The sequence below is a fragment of the Streptomyces sp. NPDC090499 genome, from assembly GCF_044769305.1.
Classification (GTDB): Bacteria; Actinomycetota; Actinomycetes; order Streptomycetales; family Streptomycetaceae; genus Streptomyces.
On record NZ_JBIVXP010000017.1, the window covers coordinates 26271 to 45684 of the forward strand.

A 19414-nucleotide genomic window follows, 5' to 3' on the forward strand; every position below is an offset into this window, starting at 1 on the left:
GTGGACACAGGACGCCACGGAGGGTGCGAGCATCGGCACGGGGCGTGCCCGCGGCTGCGGCACAGCCGGTCCGGAGAGCGGAAGCGACACGGCCACCGCGAGGGGCCGAGGAGAGAGTGACGATGACCGAGGTACGGGGAGCGGCCGGCCCGAACGGCGACACGCACGCCCGGCGCGCGCCGGGCACCCCCTGCTGGGTGAGTCTGATGGTGCACGGCTTGACCGCGACCGAGGAGTTCTACGGAGCCCTGTTCGGCTGGGAGTTCGAGCCCGGCCCCCAGCAGCTCGGCCCGTATGTCCGGGCGCTGCTCGACGGGCGGGAGGTCGCGGGCATCGGGCAGCTGTCGCCCGACCTGCGTCTGCCGATCGCGTGGACGCCGTACTTCGCCTCGGACGACGTGGATCTGACGGCCGAGACGGCCCGGCTGTGCGGCGGCACGGTCGGTGTCGGTCCGCTGGACGCGGCCGAGGCCGGGCGGATGGCGATCGCCTCCGACCCCTCGGGCGCGGTGTTCGGCATCTGGCAGGGCTCGGCCCATCTCGGCACCGCCCTGACCGGCGTCCCGGGCACCCCGGTCTGGGACGAGCTGCGCACCTTCGAGACGTCGAGCGTCGCCAAGTTCTACGAGACGGTGTTCGGTTACGAGGAGGAGCCGGTGGTCGCCGCCGCCTTCGACTACGTGACCCTGCACGTCGCGGGCCGCCCGGTGGCCGGCATCCACGGGGTCGGCCTGTCCCTGCCCCGGGACCGGGGACCGCACTGGCTGACGTACTTCGAGGTGGCCGACACGGACGCGACCCTGCGGGAGGTCGCCGAGCTGGGCGGGCAGGTGCTGAAGCCGGCCCGGGACAGCGCGCACGGACGGGTCGCGACGGTGGCCGACCCGGAGGGCGCGCTCTTCTCGGTGGTCCAGAGCCCGCGCTGAGCCGCCACCGGCACGGGACGGCGTACGCCCGCCCCTCCCCTTCCTGCTGCCCGCCGCGGACGGGTGGGCGCGAAGGGGTGGCCGGCCGCCGGATCAGGCGGTGACGCCGCCGTCGACGACGAGGTCGTGGCCGACGACGAAGCTCGACTCGTCGGACGCCAGCCACAGCACCGCGTTGACGATCTCGTCCGTGGTCGCGACGCGGGCGATCGGAACCGTCGTGGCCAGCCGGGCCGCCCGATCGGCGGCGGTCTCCCCGGGGCGCAGTGACATGCCGGTGTCCGTGGCGCCGGGGCTGACCGCGTTGATGCGCACGTTGTCCTTGATGTGGTCCAGGGCCGCGACCCGGGTGAGGGTGCTCACGGCGGCCTTGGACGCTGCGTAGGCGGCCATGCCGGGGCGGCGCCCGTGGTATCCGATGTTGGACGCGGTGTTGACGATGACGCCGCCGCCGTGCGCCCGCATGTGCCGGATCTCCTGTTGCATGCTGAGCAGGACGCCGTTCAGGTTGACGTCCAGCACGGACTGCCACGCCGACAGCTCCAGGTCGGCGACCGGGGCGGGCCTGCCGAACACGCCCGCGTTGTTGTGCGCGACGTGCAGGCCGCCGTGGCGCTCCACCGTGGTGCGCACCAGGCGCTCCATGTCCTCGGGCCGGGTGACGTCGGCGACGACGGCGACGGCCGTGCCGCCGTCCTCTTCGACCAGCCGCGCGGTCTCCTCGACGGACTCCGGCCGGGCCCCGGCGGCGACCACGGTGGCACCCTCACGGGCGAAGGCCCTGGCACTGGCCCGGCCGATGCCGGCTCCGGCCCCGGTGACGACGACGACCTTGTCCTGGAAACGGGCGGTCATGGCGAGTACTCCTCTGTGCGCAGCCGGAATCAGTCGGAGGTCACCGGCAGCACGTCCGGCGAGAGCGCGCCGGCGTGGGCGGAAGCGCTGGTCACGCGGCGGCGGTGGTGGCGGCGGCACAGCACCTCGTAGCCGACCTCGGCCGCGGGGCTGCTCACGTCTCCGACGACGACCTGCTCGCCTTCCACCACCATCTCGCCGCCCACCGTGCGGGCGTTGTGCGTGGCCCGCGCCCCGCACCAGCACATCGCCTCCACCTGGAGCGTCTCCAGGCGGTCCGCCAGTTCGATCAGCCGCCGCGAGCCGGGGAAGAGCTTCGTGCGGAAGTCGGTGGTGATGCCGAAGGAGAAGACGTCCAGGCCCAGGTCGTCCACGACCCGCGCCAGTTGGTCGATCTGCTCCGGCTCCAGGAACTGCGCCTCGTCCACGATCAGGTAGTCGACCCTGCCGCCGTGCGAGACCCGGTCGACGACATGGGCGTACAGATCCATGCCGGGCACCGCCTCGACCGCGTCGGTCACCAGCCCGAGCCGCGACGAGAGCTTCCCCTCCCCCGCCCGGTCGTCCCGGGTGAAGATCAGTCCCTGCAGCCCCCGTGCCGACCGGTTGTGCGCGATCTGCAGCGCCAGCGTCGACTTCCCGCAGTCCATCGTTCCGGAGAAGAACACCAGCTCGGGCATGGGGAGTTGAACACCTTTCGGTCAGTGGTGGGGGCAGCGGCGGGGCGTCAGGAGCGTACTTCGAGCAGCGGCACGAGCTGCTCGGCGGGGGTCATCGAGCCGTGGTTGCCGACCATCGCCGACTCCTTGGGCTCCCGCTCCGTGGCGATGATCAGGACGTCGTCGTGCGCGGCCGCGACCACGTCGCCGATCCGCTCGTACACCCGCTCCTCGAACCGGTCCGGCGGCCCGAACCAGCCGGCCGCGATCGCCTCGTCCCGCGAGGCCACCCAGAACTGCTCGCCGAGCACCTCGCGCCAGCAGGTCAGGACGTCGTTCGCGGCGCCGGGCACCGCGTAGACGTGCCGGGCCCGGCCCTCGCCGCCGAGCAGGGCGACGCCCGCCTTGAGCTCCCAGTCCTCGTCGAAGTCGATGCGGTGCTGTTCGTCGAACGGGATGTCGACCATGCCGTGGTCGGCGGTGACGTACAGCGCGCTGCGCGCCGGGAGTTGCTCGGCGAGCCGCTGCACGAGCCGGTCGACGTGCATGAGCTGGCCGCGCCAGGTGTCGGAGTCCACGCCGTAACGGTGCCCGGCGCCGTCCAGTTCGGCGTAGTACGTGTAGACGAGGGCACGGTCGGCGGCGGCGAGCTGCTCCGCCGCGAGGTCCATCCGCTCCTCGCCGGTCAGCCGCCCGTGAAACGTTCCGCCGCTGAGCGCGACCTTGGTGAGCGGGGTGTGCTCGAAGTGCGGGGAGGAGACCTGGGCCGCGTGCACGCCGGCGTCGTGGGCGAGCTGGAAGACGGTGGGGTACGGCTGCCAGGCGGCCGGGTCGGTCCAGGGCTGCCAGCGCAGCTGGTTCATCAGCTCCCGGGTCCGCGGGTTGCGGACCGTGTAGCCGGGCAGACCGTGCGCGCCCGGGGGCAGGCCGGTGCCGACGGAGGCGAGGGAGGTCGCGGTGGTCGCCGGATAGCCGGCGGTGAGGGGCCGGCCGGTGCCGCCGCGCGAGCTGCCGAGCAGCGAGGTGAGGAAGGGCGCCTCGTCCGGGTGGGCCTTGATCTGCTCCCAGCCGAGCCCGTCGATCAGGAAGACGCAGTTGCGGTCGGCGGGCGTCAGCTCCGCGATCGTCGCGGTCGTCCCGGGTACGGCCATGCCCGCGGCCAGGGTGGGCAGCAGGTCGGCGAGGGAACCGCTGCCGTACTCGGGCAGCGGCGCGGAGCCGAGGGCGAGGGGTTCGGGATGGTCCCAGGCGGCGTACGCCATCAGCGGGTGACGTCCGCGGTCGCCTCGGAGATGGCCTGCGCGAAGGCGAGCGCCTGGCGCACCGTCTCCGGGCCGTCCCCGGCCTCGCTCACCCGCAGGCTGAGGTCGTCCGCCGTGGAGTTGCCGGTGTAGCCGTGGTCCGCCTCGCAGTTGGGGTCGCCGCAGGCGGCGGGCTCCAGGTCGATGCGGGAGACGGCGCCCCAGCCGATGGTCAGCACGATCTCGCGGGGCAGGGTGCCCGGCGTGTACTGCTCCGGGTTGGCCACCACCCGGCTCACCACGACCGACGAGATCCGGCCGAGCTTGACCGACTCGGTCGAGGTGGTCGCGTACGGCGTCGGGGAGGTGCTGTCGGCGGCCTGCTCGTCGGTGTGGCTGACGATGAAGCGGTTGCCGGTGAGGACGAGCACGGTCACGTGCCGCCGCACCTCGTTCTGGTCGAACGTCGTCTCCTGGTGGACCAGGTACGACCGGATCGGCTCGCCGCCGATGGCGGCCTCCACCGCCTCGGCCACGAGGGCCGGGTAGTAGCCGCTGCGCTCGATCGCGACACGCAGCCCCTGGGTCGTCGTACTGGTCTTGGCCATGGCGTCCATCTTAATCCGTGGGCAGGGGGACCCGGGCCAGTCGTGCGCGGCCGCGTCCGGCGCCACCGCGGTCGCCCGCGGCGCCCTCGAACGGCGCCGGGGCGTGCGGGCGTTCGTCCCGGAGGGTGGCGGGTCAGTAGGCGGGCAGGGTGCGCGGGCCCAGATCGTCGCGGGCCGGCGGTGGCGCGAGACGCACGGTGGCGCCCAGCACGCTCACGCCCTGCCGGGCGACCACGACCGGTTCCAGGGTGACGGCGACGACCTCGGGGTGGTCGTCGACCAGCCGGGAGACCCTGAGCAGCAGTTCCTCCAGGGCGGGCGTGTCGACGGGGGCCGAGCCGCGCCAGCCGAACAGCAGGGGCGCGGTCCGGATCGAGCGCACCAGTGAGGTGGCGTCCCGGTCGGTGACCGGAACCAGCCGGTGCGCCATGTCCCCGAGCAGCTGCGAGGCGGCCCCGGCGAGGCCGAAGGACACCACGGCGCCGGCGGCAGGGTCGATCACGGCCCGTACGACGGTGTCGACACCCCGGGGCGCCATCCGCTGCACCACCGGCCGCAGCTCCTCGGGGGGCCCGAACAGCTCGCTCAACTCGTCGTACGCCCTGCGCAGTTGCTCCTCGTCCGCGAGGTCGAGCCGCACGCCGCCCAGGTCGGCGCGGTGCCGCAGGTGGGGGGCGGTGGCCTTGAGGGCGACGGGATAGCCGAGGGCGCGGGCGGCGTCGACGGCGGCACCGGGGGTCGGGGCGGGCAGGGCGCGGTGCACGTCGATGCCGTATCGGCGGAGGAGCCGGCAGGTCTCCTCGACGCCGATGGTGAGTCCCTCGCCGCGTTCGAGCAGCCCGCCGATCAGCTCGGCGGCACCCCGCTCGTCGATGTCGTCGTACTCGGGCACCTTCCCGGGCTCGGCGGCCTCCCGCTGCCACTGCGCGTACTTCACCGCCTCGGCAAGCGCCCGCACGGCCCGCTCGGCGGCGGGGTAGGCGGGGATGAGGCGGGAGTAAGGCTGGGGGGCGGGAGTCCTCGGCGACCGCGGCGACGCGACGGACTGCGCCTCCGCTCCCGCCGTTACCGCGGTGGGCAGGCGTTCCGATCCCGCTCCCGCGGTGGGCAGGCGTTCCGCGGGGGGATGGGGGTCCCCCCGCTCGAGCGAAGCCGAGAGTGGGGGAGGGTGGGCACCGCCATCGGTGCCGGGTGCCATCGCACCAGCCGAAGGCGCGGTACGGCCCGCAGCCGACAACGCCTCCGCCAGCCCCCCGAGCTCGACGTGCACCACAAGCACCGGCTTCCCCGGAACCTCTTCGGCGGCAGACCGCAACGCCTCCGCCAGCTCCGCGTCCCCCACCGCCCCCTCCCCGATCGTCGGGATCGCCGTGACGACCACCGCGTCGCACGACTCGTCGGCCAGCGTCCGCGACAGCGCCCGGTGGAAGTCGGCGGCACTCGCCCGCGTCGTCAGGTCCAGCGGCCGGGCCGGCCGCAGCCCCTCGGCGAGACACCGGTCGTACGTCAGCAACCCGAGCGACTCCGAGTTGCCGAGGATCGCCACCCGCGGGCCGGCCGGCAGCGGCTGCCGGGCGAGCAGCAGCCCCGCGTCGACCAGTTCGGTGATCGTGTCGACACGGATCACCCCGGCCTGCCTGAGCAGGGCGGACACCGTGGCGTGCGGCAGCCGGGTCGCCCGGACCGCGTGGCCCGGCGGCGCCTGCCCCGCACCCTGCACCACGACCAGCGGCTTCGCCGCCCCCGTGCGCCGGGCGAGGCGGGTGAACTTGCGCGGGTTGCCGATGGACTCCAGGTACATGAGGACGACGTCCGTCTCGGGGTCGTCGTACCAGTACTGGAGGACGTCGTTGCCGGAGACGTCCGCGCGGTTGCCGGAGGAGACGAAGGTGGAGACGCCCGTGGTGCCGGTGACGCCGCCGCCGCGCCGGTGCAGCCGGGAGAGCAGGGCGATGCCGATGGCGCCGGACTGGGCGAACAGGCCGATGCGGCCGGGGCGGGGCATCTCGGGTGCGAGGGAGGCGTTGAGCCGGACGCCGTCCGCGGTGTTGATGATCCCGAAGGCGTTGGGGCCGATGATGCGCATGCCGTACGTGCGCGCCTGCCGGACGAGCGCGCGTTGGCGCTCCCTGCCGTCGGGGCCGCTCTCCGCGTAACCCGCGGCGAGGACGACGAGTCCCTGGACGCCGTGTTCGCCGCACTCGGTGACGACCTCGGGGACGTGCTCGGCGGGCACGGCGACCACCGCGAGGTCGACAGGGCCGTCGATGTCCCGCACGGAGCGGTGCGCGGGCACCCCGTCGACCTCCTTGAGGTCGACGGGGAAGGCCCGGTTCACGGCGTGCAGGCGGCCGGTGAAGCCGGCGTCCCGCAGGTTGCCGAGGACGCTGCGGCCGACCCCGCCGGGCGTGCGGCCGACGCCGATCACGGCCACCGACCCCGGTGCCAGCAGCCGTCGTACCGAGCGGGCCTCGGCGCGCTGCTCCCGGGCGCGCTGCACGGCGAGGGAGCGGTCGGTGGGCTCCAGGTCGAACTCCAGGCGGACGACACCGTCCTCGAAGCTGCGCTTCTGGGTGTAGCCGGCGTCCATGAACACCTTGATCATCTTGGTGTTGGCGGGCAGCACCTCGGCGGCGAAGCGGCGGATCCCGCGCTCGCGCGCGACGGCCGCGATGTGCTCGAGGAGGGCGGAGGCGACGCCCCGGCCCTGGTGGGCGTCCTGGACGAGGAAGGCGACCTCGGCCTCGTCGGCGGGCGCGGAGGCGGACGTCCCGTCCGGGCCAATGCGGTCATAGCGTACGGTTGCGATGAACTCGCCGCCGATGGTGGCTGCGAGTCCCACCCTGTCCACAAAGTCGTGGTGCGTGAAGCGGTGGACGTCCTTGGCGGAGAGCCTGGGGTAGGGCGCGAAGAAGCGGTAGTACTTCGACTCGTCCGAGACCTGCTCGTAGAAGCTGACCAGGCGCTCGGCGTCATCGACGGTGATGGGCCGGACGCGCGCGGTACCCCCGTCGCGCAGCACCACGTCAGCCTCCCAGTGGGACGGGTACTCGTGCCGGTCCTGCGGGTCCGCCGGGGTCTGCATGGGCCCCAGAGTACGGCTCGCGTCCGACAACGGCGCGAGGCAGTCTGTGGAGGACGGACGTCGGACCGAGGCCGCGGTCCGACGGCACACCGGCAGGGGCACACGCCCCCTCCGGGCATGCTTCACGGTATGGGAAACTGGTCTAGACAACCCTGAACACCGAAGGGCAGCATCACATGGCTGAGCGCCGCGTCAACGTCGGCTGGGCCGAGGGCCTCCACGCCCGCCCCGCTTCCATCTTCGTCCGGGCCGCCACGGCCGCAGGTATCCCGGTGACGATCGCCAAGGCCGACGGCAACCCCGTCAACGCGGCCTCCATGCTGGCTGTCCTGGGGCTGGGCGCCCAGGGCGGCGAGGAGATCGTCCTCGCCTCCGACGCCGAGGGCGCGGACGCCGCTCTCGACCGCCTGGCCAAGCTGGTCGCCGAGGGTCTCGAAGAGCTCCCCGAGACCGTCTGAGCGACCTGCACCCGCACGTCCGGGGCCGCGCCACTCCCCAGGGGGTCGGCGCGGTCCCGCCGTTTCACCACCGCCCGTACCGGACCGCACCCGGCTTTACGACGCCCCGCCCCGGAGTTTACGGAGACCCCCGCACCCGGCTTTGGTGCGGGCACACGAAACGAGCGCGACCGTGAATTCCCGGCGCGCGTGAATTCGGGCAGCGGAAATACGCCCCGCCGAATAACACCTCTTTGTATACGGCGCGCGTGTTAATGCCGCAGGCCCGACATGTTTACGGGATGTTGCGAAGTCCTCACACCGTTCGCCCGTTCGGAGGCGCCGGGAAATCGCAGCCGGTGGGAGAGCGTCGAGCGCTCGGTGTGCATCGCCGTGATCGCCCGGGCCCGGTCGCCGTCCCCCCGCGCCACCGCGTCCACGATGGCGCCGTGCTCCGTCCAGGACTCCACGGGGTTGGCGGGCGTCTCCACGGTGTACATCCAGGCGATCTTGTGGCGCAGCTGGGTGAGCGTCGAGGTCAGGGCGTGGCTTCCGGAAGCCTGCGCGAGGGTCTCGTGGAACCAGCCGCCCAGGGAGCGCAGATCCTCGCTGTTGCCCCGCCGGGCCCGCTCCTGCCCCAGCCTGACCAGTCCGCGCAGCACCTTGAGGTGGGCCTCGGTGCGGCGCTGGGCGGCCCGGGAGGCGCCGAGCGGCTCCAGGAGCATGCGCATCTCCAGCAGGTCGGCGGCCTCCTGCTCGGTCGGTTCGGCCACGCACGCGCCCGCGTGCCGGCGCGTCACCACGAAGCCCTCCGCCTCCAGGGTGCGCAGGGCCTCACGGACGGGGACGCGCGAGACCCCGTAACGACGGGCCAGGAGTTCCTCGGTGAGGCGGCTGCCGCGCTCGTAGACACCCGCGACGATGTCGTCCCGGATCGCCGTGCATACCGAGTGCGCCGGAATACGCATGTCCGACCTCCGCCTTAATCCCCGGGAAACGCCGCCGAGTGGCGTCCGTTCCGTGACTCTATTGCAATGAGCCGGAATTTCCGAAGGGGGGCCGGAATCCAGGGATATATTTTGGACAGTGACGGCACGAAAACGACGAAAGCCCCGGCGCGCGGGCCGGGGCTTCGGAAGATCTCACGAGTGGGTGTCGCGCGGTGGTCGGGTGCGGGTGCCTCGTGGCCGGTCGCGCAGTTCCCCGCGCCCCTTTCAGGGGCGTCGGCGCAGCGCCCCTTCAGGGGCGCGGGGAACTGCGCGGGCAACCCCGACGCTCCCGCACCGGACCACCGAGGCCGCGTCGGCCCCGGTGCGGCAGCCGTCCGGCTCTCGTCAGACGTCCACGCCGTGCTTGCGGAGATAGGCGACCGGGTCGACGTCGGAGCCGTACTCGGCGGTCGTACGGGCCTCGAAGTGGAGGTGCGGACCGGTCGTGTTGCCGGTCGCGCCGGAGAGGCCGATCTGCTGGCCCGGGGTGACCTGCTGCCCCACCGAGACGCCGATCGACGAGAGGTGGCCGTACTGGGTGTACATGCCGTCGGCCATCTTGATGACGATCTCGTTGCCGTACGCCCCGCCCCAGCCGGTGGAGACGACCGTGCCGGTGCCGACCGCGTGCACGACCGTGCCGCTGGCGGCGTGGAAGTCGATGCCGGTGTGGGCGCCGGAGGACCACAGGGAGCCGCCGGTCTTGTAGCCGGTGGACACGTAGGAGTCGCTGATCGGCGCGACGAAGGTGTTGAGGCGCTTGCGCTCGGCCTCGCGGGCGGCGCGCACCTCGGCCGCGCGCTCCTTCTTGGCCTGCTCCGCGGCCTTCTTGCGGGCGGCCTCCTCGGCAGCCTTGCGCTCGGCGACCGCCTTCTGGGCGGCGGCCTGGGCGTCGATCTGCTCGGCGACGGAGTCGCTGATCGTGATGACCGGGGTGAGGCCGGTCTGCTCCACGGAGTTCTCGGCGGCGAGCGCCGGGGCGGCGGAGACGGTGCCGATGACACCGGTGGTGGTGAGGGCCGCGATGCCGGCGGCCTGCGCGGTGGTGCGCTTCACCCGGCCGGGACGACGGTGCTTCCCGGAGGCGCACATGAACGCCATGTAGAGGCTGGTCCTTTCCTTCCCTCTCGCCTACCGGGTTAGCTGACGGGTTCGGAGCAGGAAGGTCTCCTACGGACCCCCTCGCGACACGCGCGGGCGCCCGATTCACCCCAGGGACTGCGTGGGTCCCCGGCTCCCCTGGCTCGCGCCGTACGGGGACTCGGCGATGGCTGTCCGGTGCCGCGGACGCGGCGCGATGCCTGACGGACAGCCCGGAAGAACCTACGAGGGCCCGCCTTCAATGCTCAAACGGATCACTGCTTTTGTCGCGTATCCCACAGGGCAGACAGGCAACCTCCGCCCCAATTCGGACATTCCAGAGCCCTGGTGGCCGGGTGGCCACCAGGGCTCCGCACGCGCGTGCCGCTACTCGGCGGCGACGACCGTGACTTCGCCGATCCCGAGCGCCTCCACGGGCTCCTTGATCTGCGCCGCGTCCCCGACGAGGACGGTCACCAGGCGGTCCACCGGGAAGGCGTTCACGACCGCCGCGGTGGCCTCCACGGTGCCGGTGGCGGCCAGTTGCCGGTACAGCGTGGCCTGGAAGTCGTCGGGCAGGTACTGCTCGACCTGGTCGGCCAGGGTGCCCGCGACGGCCGCCGCCGTCTCGTACTTGAGCGGCGCCACCCCGACGAGGTTCTGCACGGCCACGTCGCGCTCGGCGTCCGTGAGGCCCTCGGCGGCGAGCGTGCGCAGCACCGTCCACAGGTCCGACAGGGCCGGGCCGGTGTTCGGGGTGTCCACGGAGCCGCTGATGGCGAGCATCGAGGCGCCGCTGCCGTCGGGGGCGGACCGCAGGACCTGCCCGAAGGAACGGACGCCGTAGGTGTAGCCCTTCTCCTCGCGCAGGACGCGGTCCAGGCGGGAGGTGAGCGTGCCGCCCAGGCAGTAGGTGCCGAGCACCTGGGCGGGCCAGACGCGGTCATGCCGGTCGGGGCCGACGCGGCCGATGAGCAGCTGGGTCTGGACCGCGCCGGGGCGGTCCACGATGACGACCCGGCCGGTGTCGTCGGCGGACACCGCCGGGACCGGGCGGGGCTGCGCGGTGGAGCCGTGCCAGGCGCCCAGGGTCTCGCCGAGCAGCTCGTCCAGGTCGATGCCGGTCAGGTCGCCGACGACGACCGCGGTGGCCGTGCCGGGGCGGACGTGCCGGTCGTAGAAGGCCCGGACGGCGGCCGCGTCGATCTTCTCGACGGTGTCCTCGGTGCCCTGGCGCGGCCGGGACATCCGGGCGGCCGACGGGAACAGCTGCTTGTAGAGCTCCTTGGCGGCCCGGCGGCTGGGGTTGGCCAGCTCGTGCGGGATCTCGTCGAGGCGGTTGCGGACCAGCCGCTCGACCTCGCTCTCGGCGAACGCGGGGGCCCGCAGGGCGTCGGAGAGCAGCCCGAGGCCCTTGGCGAGCCGGGAGGCCGGGACCTCCAGGCTGACGCGGACACCGGGGTGGTCGGCGTGCGCGTCGAGGGTGGCGCCGGCCCGCTCCAGCTCGGCGGCGTACTCCTCGGCGGCGTGCTTGTCGGTGCCCTCGGAGAAGGCCCGTGCCATGATCGTGGCGACGCCGTCCAGGCCGGCCGGTTCGGCGTCCAGGGGCGCGTCCAGGAGCACCTCGACGGCGACGACCTGCTGGCCGGGGCGGTGGCAGCGCAGCACGGTCAGGCCGTTGTCCAGGGTGCCGCGCTCGGGGGCCGGGAAGGCCCAGGGCTTTGCCTCGCCGGGCTGCGGCTGGGGGTGGAAGTCCATGGTGGCGAGCTCGGTCACTTGGCCGTCTCCTCGTCGTTGTCGCCGGCTTCGACCGTGGCTTCGGCCTCGGGGTCCTCGGGTACGTCGGCGTCCTCGACGGTCTCCGGGGACTTGGGTTCGTAGACGAGCACCGCGCGGTTGTCGGGGCGCAGGCGGGCCTTGGCGACCTCCTGGACCTCCTCCGAGGTGACCGTCAGGACCCGCTGGACGGCGGTCAGGGCGAGCTGCGGGTCGCCGAACAGGACGGCGAAACGGCACAGTTCGTCGGCGCGGCCCGCGACGGTGCCGAGCCGGTCCAGCCACTCGCGCTCCAACTGGGCCTGGGCGCGCTCCATCTCCTCGGGCGTCGGGCCCTCCTCGGCGAACCGGGCGAGCTCCTCGTCGATGGCGGCCTCGATGACCGGCACCTCGACGTCACCGGAGGTCTTCACGTCCAGCCAGCCCAGGGACGGCGCCCCGGCGAGCCGGAGCAGGCCGAAGCCGGCCGCGACGGCCGTACGGTCGCGCCGGACCAGGCGGTTGTAGAGGCGGGAGGACTCGCCGCCGCCGAGGACGGTGAGGGCCAGGTCGGCCGCGTCGGACACGCGCGTGCCGTCCTCCGGGAGCCGGTAGGCGGCCATCAGCGCCCGCGCGGGGACCTCCTCGACGACGACCTCGCGCAGCTGTTCGCCCATGATCTCGGGCAGCGCGCCGTCGCGCGGGGCGGGCTTGCCGTCGTGCGCCGGGATGGAACCGAAGTACTTCTCGATCCAGGCGAGGGTCTGCTCCGGGTCGATGTCGCCGACCACGGAGAGCACTGCGTTGTTCGGCGCGTAGTAGGTGCGGAAGAACGCCCGCGCGTCCTCCAGGGTGGCCGCGTCCAGGTCCGCCATCGAGCCGATCGGCGTGTGGTGGTAGGGGTGGCCCTCCGGGTAGGCGAGCGCGGTCAGCTTCTCGAAGGCCGTGCCGTAGGGGACGTTGTCGTAGCGCTGGCGGCGCTCGTTCTTGACGACGTCACGCTGGTTTTCCATCGACTCGTCGTCCAGGGCGGCGAGCAGCGAGCCCATGCGGTCGGCCTCCAGCCAGAGCGCGAGCTCCAGCTGGTGGGCGGGCATGGTCTCGAAGTAGTTGGTGCGCTCGAAGCTCGTGGTGCCGTTGAGCGAGCCGCCGGCGCCCTGGACGAGCTCGAAGTGGCCGTTGCCCTTCACCTGGGCGGAGCCCTGGAACATCAGGTGCTCGAAAAGGTGAGCCAGGCCGGTACGGCCCTTGACTTCGTGCCGGGAACCGACGTCGTACCAGAGGCAGACCGCCGCGACCGGGGTCAGGTGGTCCTCGGAGAGCACCACGCGCAGACCGTTGGCCAAGCGGTGCTCGGTCGCTGCCAGGCCCCCGGAGCCTGTCTCGGCCGTGGTCGTGTGACCCATGGGCATGTACGTCCCTTCGCTCGCGGAAGCGGTCCCGAACCGCGGTTTTTCTGCCGGTCCCGCCACTGTATGCAAGCGTGCGGGGGCCGGGCGAAGTTCCCGCACGACGTACGCCCACAGCGGATCGCGCGGGTGGATCGCGTAGCCTGCGTCCGACCCGCCTCGAATGTCTCCGGGCCGCGCTCCTGGCGGCTTCCGGGCACCGGGGCGGGCCGCGGAGACCGGGTCCTGGCCCGGGTTGTCAGTGCCGCGGTCCACAATGGTCCGCGTCAGATCCCGTTCACGCATGAGCAAGGAGCCGGCAGCGATGGCCCGCCGCAGCACGAAGACCCCGCCGCCCGACGACTCGTTCGAGGAGAGAATCCTCGACATCGACGTCGTGGACGAGATGCGCGGCTCCTACCTCGAGTACGCGTACTCGGTCATCTACTCGCGCGCCCTGCCGGACGCCCGCGACGGCCTCAAGCCGGTGCACCGCCGCATCGTCTACCAGATGAACGAGATGGGCGTGCGCCCCGACCGCGCCTACGTGAAGTGCGCGCGCGTGGTCGGCGAGGTGATGGGCAAGCTGCACCCGCACGGCGACTCGTCGATCTACGACGCGCTGGTGCGCATGGCCCAGCCGTTCTCGATGCGCGTCCCGCTGGTCGACGGCCACGGCAACTTCGGCTCGCTGGGCAACGACGACCCGCCGGCCGCCATGCGGTACACCGAGTGCCGGATGGCCGAGGCGACCAGCCTGATGACCGAGTCGATCGACGAGGACACGGTCGACTTCGCGGCCAACTACGACGGCCAGGAGCAGGAGCCGGTGGCGCTGCCCGCCGCGTTCCCGAACCTGCTGGTCAACGGCTCGTCGGGGATCGCCGTCGGCATGGCGACCAACATGCCGCCGCACAACCTCGGCGAGGTGATCTCGGCCGCCCGGCACCTGATCCGCTACCCGAACGCGGACCTCGAGACGCTGATGAAGCACGTCCCGGGCCCCGACCTGCCCACCGGCGGCCGGATCGTCGGCCTTGAGGGCGTCCGGGACGCCTACGAGACGGGCCGCGGCACCTTCAAGATCCGGGCCACGGTGGCGGTGGAGACGGTGACGGCCCGTCGCAAGGGACTGGTCATCACCGAACTGCCCTTCACGGTCGGCCCCGAGAAGGTCATCGCCAAGATCAAGGACCTGGTCAACGCGAAGAAGCTGCAGGGCATCGCCGACGTCAAGGACCTCACCGACCGCGAGCACGGGCTGCGCCTGGTCGTCGAGATCAAGAACGGCTTCGTGCCGGAGGCGGTTCTGGAGCAGCTCTACAAGCTGACGCCGCTGGAGGAGTCCTTCGGCATCAACAACGTGGCGCTGGTGGACGGCCAGCCGCTCACCCTGGGCCTCAAGGAGCTGCTGGAGGTCTACCTGGACCACCGCTTCGACGTGGTCCGCCGGCGCAGCGAGTTCCGCCGCACCAAGCGCCGCGACCGGCTGCACCTGGTGGAGGGTCTGCTCACCGCCCTCGTCGACATCGACGAGGTCATCCGGCTCATCCGCTCCAGTGAGAACAGCGCGCAGGCCAAGGAACGCCTGATGGAGCGCTTCTCGCTGTCGGAGATCCAGACGCAGTACATCCTGGACACGCCGCTGCGCCGCCTGACCAAGTACGACCGCATCGAGCTGGAGTCGGAGAAGGAGAAGCTCACCGCGGAGATCGCCGAGCTGACCCGGATCCTGGACTCCGACGCGGAGCTGCGCAAGCTGGTCTCGGCGGAACTGGCCGCGGTGGCCAAGAAGTTCGGCACCGAGCGGCGCACCGTCCTGCTGGAGGCCTCGGGCGCCCCGGCTGCCGTGGTGGATCTCCAGGTGGCCGACGACCCCTGCCGGGTGCTGCTCTCCTCGACGGGCCTGCTGGCCCGCACCATGAACGGCGAGCCGTTCGCGGAGGACACCGACGGCAAGCGCGCCAAGCACGACGTCATCGTCTCGGCGGTCCCGGCGACCGCGCGCGGTGAGATCGGCGCGGTCACCTCGACGGGCCGCCTGCTGCGCGTCAACGTCGTCGACCTCCCCCAGCTCCCCGAGACGGCGGCCGCCCCGAGCCTCGCCGGCGGCGCCCCCCTCTCCGAGTTCCTGTCGCTGCAGGACGGCGAGACGGCGGTCTGCCTGACCACCCTTGACGAGTCGTCGCCGGGTCTCGCCCTGGGCACCGAACAGGGCGTGGTCAAGCGCGTGGTCCCCGACTACCCGTCGAACAAGGACGAGTTGGAGGTCATCACCCTGAAGGAGGGCGACCGGATCGTCGGCGCGATGGAGCTGCGCACCGGCGAGGAGGACCTGGTCTTCATCACGGACGACGCGCAGCTGCTGCGCTACCAGGCCTCCCAGGTGCGTCCGCAGGGCCGCCCGGCGGGCGGTATGGCGGGCGTCAAGCTCACCGAGGGCGCGAAGGTCATCTCCTTCACGGCCGTCGACCCGGCGGCCGACGCGGTGGTCTTCACGGTGGCCGGCTCGCGCGGCACCCTCGACGACTCGGTGCAGACGACGGCCAAGCTGACCCCGTTCGACCAGTACCCCCGCAAGGGCCGGGCCACCGGCGGCGTCCGCTGCCAGCGGTTCCTCAAGGGCGAGGACTGCCTGTCCTTCGCCTGGGCGGGCCCGGTCCCGGCGAAGGCGGCCCAGAAGAACGGCACCCCGGTCGACCTCCCGGAGATCGACCCGCGCCGCGACGGCTCCGGCGTGTCGCTGGCGAAGACGGTGTCGGTGGTGGCGGGCCCGGTCTAGGCCTCGTACCTGTCGTACCCGTCGCCGTCGGGGCCCTCCGTCAGGCCCTGGACGTAGCGCAGGACGCCCCACATGCCGTGTTCGTCGGCGTGTGGGGAGTCGTTCGTGCACGCCTCCAGCTCCTTGCGGAGCTCGGCCACGTCGATGCCGGAGCCGATCAGCACGAGCTGTGTGAGCCGTTCCTCGCCGCGTCCCCAGGCCTCCGGGTAGAACCGCAGGAACCGCCCCACGGCATGCACGGCGTACCGGTTGCCCTGGTCGTACGGCCCGAAGTCGACGTATCCCTTGATCCGGTAGAGCCCCTCGGGACGGCTGTCGAGGAAGGCCATCAGCCGACGGGGGTCGAGGGGCTGCGCGGTGGTGAAGGACAGGCTGTCGTAGGCGGTGTGCAGGTGTCCCGCGTGCGCACCGCCGTCGGCATCGCCGTCGTGGTGGTCGTGCAGGTCGTCGAAGGACAGCTGTCCGATGCGCTCGGCGCCGGGCCGGCAGTCGAACAGGAACTCGGGGTCGATCCGGCCGTAGGTCGCGGGGACGACGGCGGCCCCGCGGTCGCTGAGCGACCGCACCAGCCCGAGGACGCGCGCGCCGCCCTCCGCGACCCGGTCGAGCTTGTTGACGACGACCAGGTCGGCGAGGGCGAGGTGCCGGTCGATCTCGGGGTGCCTGGCACGGGTGTCGTCGAACTCGGCGGCGTCGACGACCTCGACTAGGCCGCCGTAGACGATGCCGGGGTGCTCGCTGGCGAGCAGCATCCGGACGAGTTCCTCGGGTTCGGCGAGACCGCTGGCCTCGATGACGACGACGTCGACGCCGGTGCCGGGGTTGGCGAGCCGCTCCAGGTAGACGTCCAGTTCACTGGCGTCGACGGCGCAGCACAGGCACCCGTTGCCGAGCGAGACGGTCGAGTCGCCGAGGGCACCGGCCACGGCCATCGCGTCGATCTCGATGGCCCCGAAGTCGTTGACGATCGCCCCGATCCGGCTGCCTCCGCCGCGGTGCAGCAGGTGGTTGAGGAGCGTGGTCTTCCCGGACCCCAGGAATCCGGCGAGAACGACCACCGGGATCTGCCGGGAGGTGGGGTGGTGCTCCAACGGGGGCCTCTTTCGTGCGGGGGTGTGGCGGGCCGGTCCAGGATAGGAAATCCCGCCGGACCGGACACCGCGCCCCGTTCCGGCTACCCGGTGACGGCGCCGGCCGCCTCCGGCTTCGGCCCCACGTACCGTGCCACCGGCCGGATGATCTTCGAGTCCGTCGCCTGTTCCAGGATGTTGGCACTCCAGCCGATCGCGCGGGCCGCCGCGAACGTCGGGGTGAACATCTCCCGGGGCAGGCCGCACAGCTCCATGACCACGCCCGCGTAGAACTCGACATTGGTGTGGAGTTCGCGGCCGGGCTTCAACTCGGCGAGGATGCGCTCGACATGGCGTTCGACCTCGACGGCGAACGCGACCCGGGGGCCGCCGAAGTCCTGGGCGATCTCGCGGAGCATGCGGGAGCGCGGGTCCTCCGTGCGGTAGACGGCATGCCCGAAGCCCATCACGCGGTCGCCCGCGAGGACCCGTTCGCGGATCCACGGGTCGATCCGGGCGGGTGTCGCGATCGCGTCCAGGGTGTCCAGCGCCCGGCTGGGCGCACCCCCGTGCAGCGGCCCGGACAGGGCGCCGACGGCCCCCACGAGGCAGGCCGCGACGTCGGCGCCGGTCGACGCGATGACGCGTGCGGTGAACGTTGATGCATTGAATCCGTGATCAATGGTTGAGATCAGGTATTGCTCGACTGCACGTGCCCGCCGGGGATCCGGTTCCGCGCCCGTCAGCATGTAGAGGTAGTTGGCCGCGTACGACAGGTCCGCGCGCGGTTCCACCGGGTCGAGGCCCTGCCCCAGCCGGTACAGCGCCGTGAGCAGCGTCGGTACGGCCGCGCAGGCGGCGACCGTGTCGGCCCGGCGCCGGTCCGCGTCGACGTCGTACACCGGCCGGAAGCCCTTGGCCGCGCCGAGCAGCGAGAGGGCGGTGCGCAGGCCGGCCAGCGGGCCGGACGTGCCGCTCGCCGCGGCCACCGCGGGCAGGGCCGTGCGGACCTCGGCGGGCAGGCGGCGGAGCGCGGCGGTCTCGGCGGCGAAGGCGGCCGCGCGCTCCGGGTCCGGCAGCCGACCGTGGACCAGGAGGTGCCAGACGTCCTCGAAGCCGCGGGTGCGGGCGAGTTCGACCGCCGAGTACTGGCGGTAGTGGTAGAAGCCCTCGCTCCCCCGGACGTCACCGACCTCGGTGTCGGTGACGACGACGCCGGCGAGCCCGCGCGGCACCTCGACAAGGGTCGACGCGGTCCTGTTGACGGTCATGGCCTGCCTCCGCTTTCCTCCCTGAACATGATTCGACTGTCCATCATTGACGAAATATCTGTCAATATTGATTGAATCAATGTTATCGGTCGGCCTGCGGCAAGGAGTTCGCGGGTCCGGGCCGGGGGCGGGCAGCACCCGGGGTGACAGGCCGGCGGCCGGGCGACGTCATCGACCGCCGCCCGGCACGCTCACTGGTTGCTGAACGCCGAGTCGAAGGACGCCTTCGGCAGTGGCCACAGGGCGGCGCGGATCCGGCCGACGGCCTCGGCCGCGCCGTGCAGCCGGTCCATGCCCGCGTCCTCCCACTCCACCGAGACGGGGCCGTCGTAGCCGATGGCGGCCAGGGCGCGGAAGGCGTCCTCCCAGGGCATGTCGCCGTGGCCGACGGAGACGAAGTCCCAGCGCCGGCGCGGGTCGCCCCAGGGCAGGTGGGAGCCGAGGATCCCGGCGCGTCCGGACGGGGGCCGCAGCCGGGTGTCCTTGCAGTCGACGTGGTAGATGCGGTCGGCGAAGTCCGTGATGAAGCCGACGGGGTCGACGCCCTGCCAGATCATGTGCGAGGGGTCCCAGTTGAAGCCGAAGGCGGGGCGGCGGCCGATCGCTTCGAGGGTGCGCTCGCTCGTCCAGTAGTCGTACGCGATCTCGGACGGGTGGACCTCGTGGGCGAAGCGCACGCCCTCGGCGTCGAAGACGTCGAGGATCGGGTTCCAGCGGCGCGCGAAGTCCTCGTACCCCTCGTCGATCACCGCCTGGGAGACCGGCGGGAACATCGCCACGTACTTCCAGATCTTCGACCCGGTGAACCCGACGACGGTGTCGGCGCCGAGCCTGCGGGCGACGCGGGCGGCGCGTTTCATGTCCTCGGCCGCGCGCTGCCGGACGCCCTCCGGGTCGCCGTCGCCCCAGATCTCCGGGCGCAGGATGGCCTGGTGGCGGAAGTCGATCGGGTCGTCGCAGACGGCCTGGCCGCCGAGGTGGTGGGAGATCGCCCAGACCTTCAGCCCGTGGCGCTCCAGGATCGCCTGCCGGTGGGGCAGGTAGTCGGGGTCGGCCTCGGCGCGGGCCAGGTCCAGGTGGTCGCCGGAGGCCGCGATCTCCAGTCCGTCGTAGCCCCATTCGCTCGCCAGCCGCGCCACCTCCTCGAACGGCAGATCCGCCCACTGACCGGTGAAGAGGGTGACCGGCTGCCGGGTCGGTCGCCGGCTCTGTTCCTGGCTCTGGTGCATGTGCGGCCTCCTTGGCGTTCCCGCCACTTTAGCTTACGG

General features: G+C 72.4%; 15 protein-coding genes and 1 riboswitch. Of the genes, 3 read left to right on the forward strand and 12 right to left on the reverse strand.

What is annotated here, in order from left to right; genetic code table 11:
• The first annotated feature begins 122 nt into the window (after positions 1 to 122).
• On the forward strand, positions 123 to 926 hold the full coding sequence (locus ACIQVL_RS40030; protein ID WP_403477884.1) for a VOC family protein: 804 nt from the start codon (positions 123 to 125) through the stop codon (positions 924 to 926).
• Positions 927 to 1019: 93 nt separating this feature from the next.
• On the opposite strand, the gene ACIQVL_RS40035 is transcribed toward ACIQVL_RS40030, so the two are convergent.
• The 5 genes from ACIQVL_RS40035 to ACIQVL_RS40055 all read right to left on the reverse strand — a co-directional run bounded on the left by ACIQVL_RS40035 (position 1020) and on the right by ACIQVL_RS40055 (position 7374).
• A complete protein-coding gene (locus ACIQVL_RS40035) occupies positions 1020 to 1781 on the reverse strand; it encodes an SDR family NAD(P)-dependent oxidoreductase (protein ID WP_403445248.1) in 762 nt (253 codons plus the stop codon).
• Between the two features lie 29 nt (positions 1782 to 1810).
• Positions 1811 to 2461 (reverse strand): thymidine kinase, encoded by a 651-nt coding sequence (locus ACIQVL_RS40040; protein WP_403445251.1) that lies wholly within the window; start codon positions 2459 to 2461, stop codon positions 1811 to 1813.
• 47 nt (positions 2462 to 2508) lie between these two features.
• Positions 2509 to 3702, reverse strand: a complete 1194-nt coding sequence (locus ACIQVL_RS40045) for an alkaline phosphatase family protein (RefSeq protein ID WP_403477885.1) — start codon at positions 3700 to 3702, stop codon at positions 2509 to 2511.
• Positions 3702 to 4298: a DUF5998 family protein gene (locus ACIQVL_RS40050; protein WP_093498645.1), complete on the reverse strand. Its 597-nt coding sequence runs from the start codon at positions 4296 to 4298 to the stop codon at positions 3702 to 3704. Before ACIQVL_RS40050 ends, ACIQVL_RS40045 begins: the two co-directional genes overlap by 1 nt.
• A gap of 124 nt (positions 4299 to 4422) precedes the next feature.
• A complete protein-coding gene (locus ACIQVL_RS40055) occupies positions 4423 to 7374 on the reverse strand; it encodes a GNAT family N-acetyltransferase (RefSeq protein ID WP_403477886.1) in 2952 nt (983 codons plus the stop codon).
• Between the two features lie 176 nt (positions 7375 to 7550).
• Here ACIQVL_RS40055 and ACIQVL_RS40060 point away from each other — a divergent pair, with 176 nt between their 5' ends.
• Complete coding sequence (locus ACIQVL_RS40060; protein ID WP_007385204.1) at positions 7551 to 7832, forward strand: HPr family phosphocarrier protein; 282 nt, start codon at positions 7551 to 7553, stop codon at positions 7830 to 7832.
• Between the two features lie 251 nt (positions 7833 to 8083).
• Here ACIQVL_RS40060 and ACIQVL_RS40065 read toward each other — a convergent pair whose 3' ends face one another.
• The 4 genes from ACIQVL_RS40065 to ACIQVL_RS40080 all read right to left on the reverse strand — a co-directional run bounded on the left by ACIQVL_RS40065 (position 8084) and on the right by ACIQVL_RS40080 (position 13047).
• Entirely contained in the window at positions 8084 to 8779 is a 696-nt protein-coding gene (locus ACIQVL_RS40065) for a GntR family transcriptional regulator (RefSeq protein WP_403445259.1), read from the reverse strand.
• A gap of 366 nt (positions 8780 to 9145) precedes the next feature.
• Positions 9146 to 9901, reverse strand: a complete 756-nt coding sequence (locus ACIQVL_RS40070) for a M23 family metallopeptidase (protein ID WP_403445261.1) — start codon at positions 9899 to 9901, stop codon at positions 9146 to 9148.
• Positions 9902 to 9913: 12 nt separating this feature from the next.
• A riboswitch (cyclic di-AMP (ydaO/yuaA leader) is annotated at positions 9914 to 10077 on the reverse strand.
• A gap of 190 nt (positions 10078 to 10267) precedes the next feature.
• Positions 10268 to 11656, reverse strand: a complete 1389-nt coding sequence (locus ACIQVL_RS40075) for a M16 family metallopeptidase (protein WP_403445264.1) — start codon at positions 11654 to 11656, stop codon at positions 10268 to 10270.
• The gene (locus tag ACIQVL_RS40080) at positions 11653 to 13047 is read right to left on the reverse strand and encodes a M16 family metallopeptidase (protein WP_403445266.1); all 1395 of its coding nucleotides are present in this window, start codon (positions 13045 to 13047) and stop codon (positions 11653 to 11655) included. Before ACIQVL_RS40080 ends, ACIQVL_RS40075 begins: the two co-directional genes overlap by 4 nt.
• A gap of 301 nt (positions 13048 to 13348) precedes the next feature.
• On the opposite strand from ACIQVL_RS40080, the gene ACIQVL_RS40085 reads away from it, so the two are divergent.
• A complete protein-coding gene (locus tag ACIQVL_RS40085) occupies positions 13349 to 15805 on the forward strand; it encodes a DNA topoisomerase (ATP-hydrolyzing) subunit A (protein WP_403445274.1) in 2457 nt (818 codons plus the stop codon).
• Here ACIQVL_RS40085 and ACIQVL_RS40090 read toward each other — a convergent pair.
• The 3 genes from ACIQVL_RS40090 to ACIQVL_RS40100 form a co-directional block, all read right to left on the reverse strand.
• Positions 15802 to 16896, reverse strand: a complete 1095-nt coding sequence (locus ACIQVL_RS40090; RefSeq protein ID WP_403477887.1) for a CobW family GTP-binding protein — start codon at positions 16894 to 16896, stop codon at positions 15802 to 15804. The two genes, ACIQVL_RS40085 and ACIQVL_RS40090, sit on opposite strands and share 4 nt — an antisense overlap.
• 83 nt (positions 16897 to 16979) lie before the next feature.
• Positions 16980 to 18146: a citrate synthase gene (locus tag ACIQVL_RS40095; RefSeq protein ID WP_403477888.1), complete on the reverse strand. Its 1167-nt coding sequence runs from the start codon at positions 18144 to 18146 to the stop codon at positions 16980 to 16982.
• A 191-nt stretch (positions 18147 to 18337) separates the two neighbouring features.
• Positions 18338 to 19375: a sugar phosphate isomerase/epimerase family protein gene (locus ACIQVL_RS40100; RefSeq protein ID WP_403477889.1), complete on the reverse strand. Its 1038-nt coding sequence runs from the start codon at positions 19373 to 19375 to the stop codon at positions 18338 to 18340.
• Positions 19376 to 19414: the final 39 nt, after the last annotated feature.